Here is a 10,351-nt window from a genome sequence, read left to right as displayed (position 1 = left end):
AGGCACCTTCCTCAGTGCGCGCCCGACACCACCACCGGGATCTCCGTTGCCGGCGGCGTGTTGCGGCTGCGCCCACAGCGCACGATGCCGTCGATCATCACCATCCCCACGCCCGGGATGTCGCCCAGTTGCACGCTTTCGAGCAAGGTCTTGCCGGCCGTGTGCTGCGCCCGGTCCATGAAGACGAAGTCGGCCGCGCGGCCGGGCTCGATCAGGCCGCAATTCAACTTGCGGATGCGCGCCGTGTTGCCGGTCGCGAAGCAGAACACCAGCTCGGCCGGGATGTTGGCGAGCGAGGACAGCATCGCGACCATGCGCAGGATGCCCAGCGGCTGCACGCCCGAGCCGGCCGGGCCGTCGGTACCCAGGATGATGCGGTGCGGGCACTTCAGGTCCAGCGCCGCCTTGGCCGCCGCGATCGCGACGCGCTCGTTGCCGTTGTGCACGATCTCGATGGCGCGCGATGACTTCTCGCACAGCTCGCACACATGGGCTTCCGGCAGCGAGGTGTGGCCGCCGTTGATGTGGCCGATGACGTCGGCATCGGCCTCCAGCACCACGTCCTTGTCGATCAGGCCCGAGCCCGGGATCGAGGGCCCGCCGGTGTGGATCGTGCTCTGGATGCCGTACTTGCGCGCCCAGGCCACCATCTCCTTGGCCTCGTAGCCGGCCTTCACCGAGCCGAGACCCACCTCGCCCAGCAGGCCGACGCCGGCCTCGGCCATCTCCCTGAAATCGCTCTCGACCATGCCCTTCTCGAGCACCGGCGCGCCCGCCAGCACCTTGACGCCGCCGGGGCGGAAGTTGTCGAAGGCGCGTTGTGCGGTGATGGCCAACGCCTTCACGCCCACGATGTCCTTCGGACGGCCGGGAAGATGCACCTCGCCGGCAGAGATCATGGTGGTGACGCCGCCGTTCATGGTCGAGTCGATCCAGCCCAGCTGGCTCTGGCGCGGCGTCCAATCGCCGAAGACCGGGTGCACGTGGCTGTCGATCAGGCCCGGCGCGACGCAGGTTTTCTTCGCGTCGATGACCGTCTGCGCGCCTTCCAGGTCGCAGTCCTTCTCCTTGCCGACGGCGACGATCAGCCCGTCGTTCACGACGATGGTGTCGGCGTCGAGGATGGGTTCGTCGAGGTCGCCCGAGAGCAGCAGGCCTATGTTCCGGATGACGACCTTGCCCGACTTTGCGGTGCTTGCGACTTCTGCCATGGCTTGTCCTCGTGGGGTGCGGTGGATGAAACTGTTTCGTCTTCGGAGGGCCTCGCGTCGACCGTGCGCAGCACGGTCTCGATCACGAAGTCCTCCCAATGCGCGACCGCCTCGGGCGTCTCGAGCGGTTCGCCCAGGAAGGCGGTCAGCGTGTGGCGGTTGGAGGTGTAGAAATAGCCGGTCGAGGCGATCAGCAGGTAGAGGTCGCGCCCCGCCACGTCCTTGCGGAACAGGCCCTGCGCCACGCCGCTCTCCAGCAGCTCCTGGATGATCGCGATCGCCCGCGACGAGTACTCGCGCGCGCGCAGCGACTTCGCGATGTGCCGGCCCTTGTGCAGGTTCTCGGTGTTCAGCAGCGTCACGAACTCCGGGTTCTTGCGGTAGTAGCCCAGCACGAAGCGAATCACCGCCGCCAGGGCTTCCACCGGCCGGCTCGCATCGAGGTGAAGCGCGGCCTCGGCATCGTCCATTCGGCGGTAGATGCTTTCCAGCACCGCGATGAACAGCCCTTCCTTGCTGCCGAAGTAGTAATAGATCATCCGGTCGTACGAATTGGCGGCCTTCGAGATCTTCTCGACGCTGCCGCCGTCGTAGCCGTACTTGGCGAACACCTTGGTGGCCGCGCGCAGGATGCTGTCGCGCGTGGCCTGCGCGGCGGCCTCGCGCACGCCGGTGCGGCGCGTGGCCGGCTTGGGTGCGCGTGCCGCTGCCATTTACTTTTCGGCGAAGGCGCGTTCGATGACGAAATCGCCCGGCGTGGAGGTGTTGCCTTCCTTGAAGCCGCGGCCCTCGAGGATGTGCTTGAGGTCGACCAGCAGGCCGGGGCTGCCGCACAGCATCACGCGGTCTTCCGCTGGATTGAGCGGCGGCAGGCCGAGGTCGTCGGTGAGCTTGTTGGTCGCGATCAGGTCGGTGATGCGGCCCATGTTGCGGAACTCCTCGCGCGTCACCGTGGGGTAGTAGAGCAATTGCTTCTCGACCATCTCGCCCAGGAATTCATGCTTGGGCAGGTGGTCGGTCACCAGGTCGTGGTAGGCCAGCTCGTCGATCTGGCGCACGCCGTGCACCAGGATGACCTGCTCGTACTTCTCGTAGGTCTCGGGGTCGCGGATGATGCTCATGAACGGCGCCAGGCCGGTGCCCGTGCCGAACAGGTAGAGCCGCTTGCCCGGCAAGGTGTAGTCGATCAGCAGCGTGCCCGTCGGCTTGCGGCCCACGATGATCGTGTCGCCGACCTGGATGTGCTGGAGCTTCGAGGTGAGCGGCCCTTCCTCGACCTTGATGCTGAGGAACTCCAGGTGCTCCTCGTAATTGGGGCTCACGATGCTGTAGGCCCGCAGCAGGGGCTTGTTGTTGACCTTCAGGCCGATCATCGTGAAGTGGCCGTTCGAGAAGCGCAGCGCGGGGTCGCGCGTGGTGGTGAAGGTGAACAGGCGGTCGGTCCAGTGGTGGACGCTCAAGACACGTTCTTCGCTGAATGCACTCATAGGAATCAGGGGTGGTTGTGAACGAAACGACGCGCACGGAGGCGGTGCACGGGGGCGCGGAGCCGAACACCGTCAGTCTGCCGCAACCCCCCGATTGTCGGCGACACCTGAGAAAACACCATTGCAAGCATCGGGTCTGTTTGATACATTGACTTCATGTAGTGATCACCACATGAATTTGTAGTGAATGCTACACAAAGAGAAGTTGCAGCACAAGAGAGCCCTCCAGCCCATTGGCCGCACACCCTGCTTGCCACGAATTCACGGGAAGCCCGCGATGACCGAACACACGAAGACAGACGGATTGCCCGGCATGGACATGCCCGTGCTTCCCGAAGCCACGGGCCGCTCGCCCCTGCGCAACGAGCGAATGAGCACGGCCAAGGTCGAGTGCAACGCCTGCCCGGTGCTGTGCCAGATCTCCGAGGGCCGCACGGGCGCCTGCGACCGCTACGCCAACCGCGAGGGCGTGCTGGTGCGGGTCGATCCCGTCCTGCTGCTGCGCCGCGAACTGGCCACCGAAACGCCTGCGCTGGTCCCCTTCGCGCGGCCTGCGGCCGAGCCGGCTGCAGCCGGCGCCGAGCCCGACTGGAACGGCGATCTCCTCCATGCCGACGAGGTCTTCGTGACCGGCGTGGGCTCCTCCACCACGTACCCCGACTACAAGCCCGCGCCCTTCATCGTGGCCTCCAAGGCGCAGGGTGTGGACATGGTGACAGTGGTGACCGAGGGCATCTTCAGCTATTGCAGCTTCAAGGTGAAGATCGACACCGACCGCTTCCTCGGCGCCGAGCAGGCCAATGTCCGCTACAAGGGCGAAGTGGTCGGCCATGTGACGACGGCGGAGTACGGCTCGCAGATGCTCTCCCTCGGCGGCGTGCACCACCTGACCGGCGGCAGCAAGAAGGAAGGCCGGATGACCGTCGAGCTGATGCAGCTGCTGGGCAACAAGAAGCCGGTCGAGTGCGTGATCGACGGCGGCGCCGGCATGGTGATCCAGGCGGGCCGCGCGCCCATCGTCAATGGCGTCGAGGAAAAGCGCATGCGCGTGGGCTGCGGCTCCGCCGCGATCGGCATCTTCGCGCGCCAGCTCTACGGGCAGGCCGACGAGGTGGTGGTGGTCGACGACCACATCACCGGCGTGCTGACCGAGCACCAGGCCGGGCGCTGCCTGGACATGCCGTCCTCCGGCATCCAGATGCGCGGGCGCAAGTCCACGCCGGGGCGCTACTTCCAGGTGGCCAATCCGGGCAACGGCTGGGGCGGCACCGACATCGACGATCCGCTGTCGATCATCGAGGGCTGGGAGGAGGGCGTGGCCCGGCCCGGCCTTCGCTTGCTGATGACCTCCACCACCGGCGAGCATGCGCAGTGGTACGTGCTCGACGACGCGCTCAGGCCGGTCGAGCAGGAGATGCCGGCCGAGGTGCGCCGCATCGTCGAGCGCATCGGCGAGAACTGCGAGCCCTCGCTGTGCAGCGTGCTCTTCCTCGGCGGCGCCGGCGGCTCCCTGCGCGCCGGCGTGACCGAGAACCCGGTGCTGCTGACCCGCGCCATCAAGCGCGCGCTGGTCAACGTGACCTGCGGCGGCGCGCCGGCCTACGTGTGGCCCGGCGGCGGCATCACGGTGATGGCCGACGTGCTGCGCATGCCCGACAACAGCTTCGGCACCGTGCCCACGCCGGCCATCGTCGCGCCCATCGAGTTCAGCATGCGGCGCGAGGACTACCAGGCCCTGGGCGGGCACATGGAGCACGTCTTCTCGCTCGAACAGGCGCTGGCGCGCGGCGCCTGGCAGAACGACGGCGCCCCCTTGGCGCGCCGATGGCTCCGCATGGACGAAGCCAACCCGTGGCCGCTTGGCCGCCCGCCGATGCTCGGTTGAGCGGGGCTGCCATGACCGCCCAACGCAGCGTGCTCGACGCAGGCCGCTTGCATTTCAACCACGGCCCGATCGACATCGTGGCCGAGGCCCACGGCAATGACGTGGAAGTCGCCGTCGCGCACGAGTGCGCCTGGCGGCGCTTCGAAACGGTGCTCGAGGAACTGGTGGCCGAGTTGCCATTGTTGCGCCAGCCGGTCGGCGACAGCTGCCCGTTGCGGGGCACCATCGCGCGCCGCATGTGGCAGGCCTGCGCGCCCTTCCGCGCCGGCTTCATCACGCCGATGGCGGCCGTGGCCGGCGCGGTGGCGCAGGAGCTGATCGCCTGCTACCGGCGCGAAGGCATCGAGCGCGCCTGGATCAACAACGGGGGAGACATCGCGCTGCACCTGGCCCCGGGGCAGTCCGCGCGCATCGGCCTGTTCGCCGACCTCGCACGCTTCGACCTGCGCGATCGCGTCCCGCTCACCACCGATGGCCAGTTCGAGCTGCGTGCCGAGATGCCGGTGCGCGGCGTCGCCACCAGCGGCTGGCGCGGGCGCAGCTTCTCGCTGGGCATTGCCGACAGCGTGACCGTGCTCGCGGCGACGGCGGCAGAGGCGGATGCGGCTGCAACCGTGATCGCCAACGCGGTCGACGTGCAGGACCCGGGCATCCTTCGCCGGCCGGCCAGCCAATGCAAGGACGACAGCGACCTCGGCGACATCCCCGTCACCGTCGAGGTGCGGCCGCTCGCCATCGCCCAGGTGCAGCACGCCCTGGCGGCGGGCGAGGCCCGCGCGATGGCACTGCAGCGCCAGGGGTTGATCGCGTCCGCCATGCTGGTTTGCCAGGGGCAATGGCGACTGGTGGAGCCTTTAAGCTCGTCGGCATCCGGCATCTTCGCGCTCGGGAATTCGCCGCAGGCGGCTGCAGTTGGTTCAGTATTTGCTTAATGAAAAGCAGGACCCTTCGATGATCGATATACGCCGTGTTTTCACCCAGGTCGAGACCATCCACCACGAGTTCGGTCCGCGCGCCGCGAAGCCGCTGGTGCGCGGTGCCATCGGCGCGGTGCTCGCCAACCCTTTCGCCGGCCGCTACGAGCCCGACATCCTGCCGATGATGGCGCTGCTCGATCCGGTGGGCGTCGACATGGCGCATCGCCTGCATGCGGCGATGGAGGTGCCGCTGGAGCAGATCTCGACCTACGGCAAGGGCGCCATCGTCGGCGCCGCCGGCGAGCTGGAGCATGGTGCGCTGTGGCATGTGCCCGGCGGCTATGCCATGCGCGAGCTGCTGGGCTGGAAGGGCGACCGCGCGGCCTACACCGCCGGCACCGTGGAAGAAAAGAAGACCGGCCAGCCGGGCAACGCGCTCTCGATCGTGCCGTCGACCAAGAAAGTGGGGCCGCCCGGCGCGGCGCTGGACGTGCCGCTCACCAACATCAACGCCAGCTACGTGCGCGGCCAGTTCGACGCGATCGAGGTGCGCGTGCCGGGTGCGCCGGCCGCCGACGAGATCGTCTTCATCCTCGCGATGTCGACCGGGTACCGGGTGCACGAGCGCGTGGGCGGCTTGCGCGCCGAGAACATCGCCAAGTGGGACGGTTTGAGATGAAGGCCGTCGAAGGCGGGCTGACCGGACGCCATGGACGCGCGGCAAAGACATCTGAAAGCTGAAAAGGATTAGGAGAGAACATGCCAGCCAACATTCGAAAGCTCGTCGTGCAGGTCGACGAGACCCGCAAGGAAATGGGGAAGGCCGTCGAGCCGCCGACGCGCCGTGCCGTGGCGATCGCGGTCATCGACAACCCCTATGCCGGCCGCTACAGCGAATCGCTCGACGAGCTGATCGCGATCGGCGAGGAACTGGGCGCGCTGCTGGGGCAGAAGGCGGTGCAGGCGCTCGGCATCCAGCCGGGCCAGGCGCAGAGCTACGGCAAGGCCGCGATCGTCGGCGAGGCCGGCGAGCTGGAGCATGCCGCGGCGATCCTGCATCCCAAGCTGGGCGCGCCGCTGCGCGTGGCGGTGGAGAAGGGTGCGGCGCTGGTGCCTTCGGCCAAGAAGCGCGGCACGCTGGGCACCGCCATTGACGTGCCGCTGGGCCACAAGGATGCGGCTTTCGTTCGCAGCCATTTCGATGCCGTCGAGGCCCGCGTCTCCGATGCGCCGCGCGCCAACGAGATCGTCGTGGCCGTTGCCGTGACCGACAGCGGGCGTCCCCTGCCGCGCATCGGCGGGCTCCAGGTGTCCGAGATCAAGGGCGAAGATGGCCTCCGCTGAAAGCGGACAGCGGAACGCAGCAGGCGCCGAGGTTTCGCAGAAGCCGCAAAAAAGACCCATGAAAAATCTTGAACGCCTCCTGCTGCGACCTCTGCGACGCCTTCGCGACTTCTGCGTTCGGCCGCCGTTCCCGATCCGGTTTTCGACCTCGTTTATTTCTCAAGGAGTCTCCATGAACCCGTTGCGTCATGTCTTCAGTGCGGCCGCCGTCGCCGCGCTCGCCGCCCCCGCACTCGTTCCCGCGCATGCGCAGGGCGTGATCAAGATCGGCGAGATCAACAGCTACAAGGCGCAGCCCGCTTTCCTCGAGCCCTACAAGAAGGGCATGGAGCTGGCGGTCGACGAGATCAACGCGGCGGGCGGCGTCAACGGCAAGAAGATCGAGCTCATCAGCCGCGACGACAACGCCAACCCGGGCGACGCGGTGCGCGTGGCCGAGGAGCTGGTCTCGCGCGAGAAGGTGGATCTGCTCGCCGGCACCTTCCTGTCGAACACCGGCCTGGCGGTGACCGACTTCGCCAAGCAGAAGAAGTTCTTCTTCCTGGCCGGCGAGCCGCTCACCGACAAGATCACCTGGCAGGGCGGCAACCAGTACACCTTCCGCCTGCGCCCCGGCACCTACATGCAGGCCGCGATGCTGGTGCCGGAGGCGGTCAAGCTCAAGAAGAAGCGCTGGGCCGTGGTCTACCCCAACTACGAATACGGCCAGTCGGCGGTTGCGGCCTTCAAGAACCTGCTGAAGGCGGCGCAGCCCGACGTGGAGTTCGTGGCCGAGCAGGCCACGCCCCTGGGCAAGGTCGATGCCGGCAGCGTGGTGCAGGCGCTGGCCGATGCCAAGCCGGACGCGATCTTCAACGTTCTCTTCGGCGCCGATCTCTCGAAGTTCGTGCGCGAGGGCAACACGCGCGGCCTGTTCAAGGACCGCGAGGTGGTCAGCGTGCTGACCGGCGAGCCCGAGTACATGGACGCGCTGAAGGACGAGGCGCCCAACGGCTGGATCGTGACCGGCTACCCGTGGTACGGCATCGCCACGCCCGAGCACAAGAAGTTCGAACAGGCCTACCAGGCCAAGTTCAAGGACTATCCGCGCCTGGGCTCGGTGGTGGGCTACAGCATGATCAAGTCGGCGGCCGCCGGCATCGCCAAGGCCAAGAGCACCGACACCGACAAGCTGGTCGCGGCCTTCAAGGGCCTGCAGGTCGACACGCCGTTCGGCAAGATCACCTACCGCCCGGAAGACCACCAGTCGACGATGGGCGCGTTCGTGGGCCGCACCAAGAACGAGGGCGGCAAGGGCGTGATGGTGAACTACGTGTACCTCGACGGCGCCGACGCCAAGTACCAGCCGCCCACCGAAGAGTTGAAGAAGTCGCGCGCGAACGACTGAGCCGGAGGCGAGCGAGTCATGAGCTTTTCAGGTTTCATCGTCCAGCTGCTCAATGGACTGGCGAGCGCGTCGTCGCTGTTCCTGGTGGCGGCCGGCCTGTCGCTGATCTTCGGCGTCACGCGGATCGTGAATTTCGCGCATGGCTCGTTCTTCATGGTGGGCATCTACGTCGCCTACACGCTGGTCGATCGGCTGGGCACCGGCTTCGGCTTCTGGCCGGCGCTGGTGGTGGCGGCGCTGGCCGTGGGCGTGCTGGGGGCGCTGATCGAAGTGGTGCTGCTGCGCCGCATCTACAAGTCGCCCGAGCTGTTCCAGCTCCTGGCCACCTTCGCGCTGGTGCTGGTGATCAAGGACGCGGTGCTGTGGCTGTGGGGGCCGGACGAGCTGCTGGGGCCGCGCGCGCCGGGACTCTCGGGCTCGGTGGCCATCCTGGGGCGCCAGTTCCCCTCCTATGACCTGTTCCTGATCGTGGTCGGCCCGGTGGTGCTGGGCCTGGTGTGGATGCTCCTCACGCGCACCCGCTTCGGCACCCTGGTGCGCGCCGCCACGCAGGACCGCGAGATGGTCAGTGCGCTGGGCGTGAACCAGGCCTGGCTGTTCACGGCCGTGTTCGCGCTCGGCGCCCTGCTCGCGGGCCTGGGCGGTGCGCTGCAGTTGCCGCGCGAGCCGGCCACGCTGGAGATGGACCTCAATACCATCGGCGCCGCCTTCGTGGTGGTGGTGGTGGGCGGCATGGGGTCGATCCCCGGCGCCTACGCGGCCGCGCTGCTGATCGCCGAGATCAAGGCGATCTGCATCTGGCTCGGCGTGGTCGACGTGTTCGGCATCAGCGTGTCCTTTTCCAAGCTCACGCTGGTGGTGGACTTCCTCGTGATGGCCGTGGTGCTGGTGTGGCGGCCCTGGGGGCTGTTCGGCCGGCCCCAGGCGCCCAGCCGCTACGTGGGCATGCAGGAGGAGCCGTTGCGCCGGCCGAGCAGGACCTATCTCGTGGCCGCCGCCGTCTTCGGCCTGGTGCTGGCGGCGTTGCCTTTCTTCACGGCGGACTCGCCCTACACCATGGTGCTGATGATCGACCTGATGATCGCCGCGCTGTTCGCCACCAGCCTGCACTTCATCATGGGCCCGGCTGGCATGCATTCCTTCGGGCATGCGGCGTACTTCGGGCTCGGCGCGTACGGCGCCGCCCTGCTGGTGCGCGCGAGCGGCATGCCGATGGAGCTGGCGCTGGTGGTCGCGCCGCTGGTGGCGGCGGCCGGCGCCTTCGTCTATGGCTGGTTTGCGGTGCGGCTCTCGGGCGTGTACCTCGCGATGCTGACGCTGGCCTTCGCGCAGATCACCTGGGCCATCACGTACCAGTGGGACAGCTTCACCGGCGGCAGCAACGGGCTGACCGGCGTATGGCCGGCGGCGTGGCTGGCGGACAAGCAGGTGTACTACTGGGTCACGCTCGCGCTGGTGGCGCTCGGCGTGCTGTGGCTGCGGCGCGTGCTGTTCTCGCCCTTCGGCTATGCGCTGCGCGCGGGCCGCGATTCGGCGCTGCGCGCGGATGCGATCGGCGTCGACGTCAAGCGCATGCAGTGGGTCGCCTTCGTGATCGCTGGCGCGGCGGCGGGGCTGGCCGGGGCGCTCTATGCGTTCTCCAAGGGCAGCATCTCGCCGGAGTCGCTGAGCGTGGGCAAATCGGTCGACGCACTGGTGATGGTGCTGCTGGGCGGCATCCAGACGCTGGCGGGGCCGGTGGTCGGCGCGGTGACCTTCACCTGGCTGCACGACACCGTGGCGCGCAATACCGACTACTGGCGGGCCATGCTCGGCGGGATCATCCTTCTGCTGGTGCTGCTGTTCCCGCAGGGGATTGCGGGGTTCGCGAAACGGTTGTTCGATCGGAGGCGGCATGCGAAGGATGCGGGTGAGTTGAAGGAGGCGAAGGCATGAGCGCGGGCTTGCTCCCTCTGCCTTGCGCTCTGGGAGAGGGTGGGGCCTTCGTTCGCTTGCTTTGGCGTTGCGCTTTGTTTGAGGCTGGAGCCGGGGCGTCGTCCCGGCAGCCGAGTCACTTTCTTTTGCTTCGCCAAAAGAAAGTAACCAAAGAAAAGGCGACCCCGCTGCGCGTGACCCTTCGC

General features: G+C 67.6%; 9 protein-coding genes. 6 read left to right on the top strand and 3 right to left on the bottom strand.

Features of this window, described 5'->3' with window-relative positions:
- Nucleotides 1-11: 11 nt before the first annotated feature.
- The 3 genes from J2739_RS00545 to J2739_RS00535 are packed head-to-tail and all read right to left on the bottom strand — an operon-like array spanning nucleotide 12 to nucleotide 2,698.
- A complete protein-coding gene (locus J2739_RS00545) occupies nucleotides 12-1,211 on the bottom strand; it encodes an amidohydrolase family protein (protein WP_309897747.1) in 1,200 nt (399 codons plus the stop codon).
- Nucleotides 1,157-1,924, bottom strand: coding sequence for a TetR/AcrR family transcriptional regulator (locus tag J2739_RS00540; protein WP_309897746.1), 768 nt, complete (start codon nucleotides 1,922-1,924; stop codon nucleotides 1,157-1,159). The genes J2739_RS00545 and J2739_RS00540 overlap by 55 nt, the downstream gene beginning before the upstream one ends.
- Nucleotides 1,925-2,698, bottom strand: a complete 774-nt coding sequence (locus J2739_RS00535) for a ferredoxin--NADP reductase (protein ID WP_309897745.1) — start codon at nucleotides 2,696-2,698, stop codon at nucleotides 1,925-1,927.
- A gap of 277 nt (nucleotides 2,699-2,975) precedes the next feature.
- Between J2739_RS00535 and J2739_RS00530 the strand changes: the two genes are divergently transcribed.
- From J2739_RS00530 to J2739_RS00505, 6 genes are all read left to right on the top strand, one after another.
- Nucleotides 2,976-4,583 carry a 6-hydroxynicotinate reductase gene (locus tag J2739_RS00530; RefSeq protein ID WP_309897744.1) on the top strand — a complete coding sequence of 536 codons (1,608 nt, stop codon included), beginning with the start codon at nucleotides 2,976-2,978 and terminating at the stop codon, nucleotides 4,581-4,583.
- Between the two features lie 11 nt (nucleotides 4,584-4,594).
- Nucleotides 4,595-5,515 (top strand): UPF0280 family protein, encoded by a 921-nt coding sequence (locus J2739_RS00525; RefSeq protein WP_309897743.1) that lies wholly within the window; start codon nucleotides 4,595-4,597, stop codon nucleotides 5,513-5,515.
- A gap of 19 nt (nucleotides 5,516-5,534) precedes the next feature.
- Nucleotides 5,535-6,179, top strand: a complete 645-nt coding sequence (locus J2739_RS00520; protein WP_309897742.1) for an amino acid synthesis family protein — start codon at nucleotides 5,535-5,537, stop codon at nucleotides 6,177-6,179.
- 80 nt (nucleotides 6,180-6,259) lie between these two features.
- Complete coding sequence (locus J2739_RS00515; protein ID WP_309897741.1) at nucleotides 6,260-6,844, top strand: amino acid synthesis family protein; 585 nt, start codon at nucleotides 6,260-6,262, stop codon at nucleotides 6,842-6,844.
- A gap of 172 nt (nucleotides 6,845-7,016) precedes the next feature.
- A complete protein-coding gene (locus J2739_RS00510) occupies nucleotides 7,017-8,231 on the top strand; it encodes an ABC transporter substrate-binding protein (protein ID WP_309897740.1) in 1,215 nt (404 codons plus the stop codon).
- 18 nt (nucleotides 8,232-8,249) lie between these two features.
- Complete coding sequence (locus J2739_RS00505) at nucleotides 8,250-10,166, top strand: ABC transporter permease (protein ID WP_309897739.1); 1,917 nt, start codon at nucleotides 8,250-8,252, stop codon at nucleotides 10,164-10,166.
- The last annotated feature ends 185 nt before the right edge of the window (nucleotides 10,167-10,351 follow it).

The sequence above is a fragment of the Variovorax soli genome (assembly GCF_031454625.1).
GTDB lineage: Bacteria > Pseudomonadota > Gammaproteobacteria > Burkholderiales > Burkholderiaceae_C > Variovorax > Variovorax soli_A.
The sequence above is the reverse complement of the archived record's forward strand: the minus strand, read 5'-3'. Positions and strand labels throughout refer to the sequence as shown.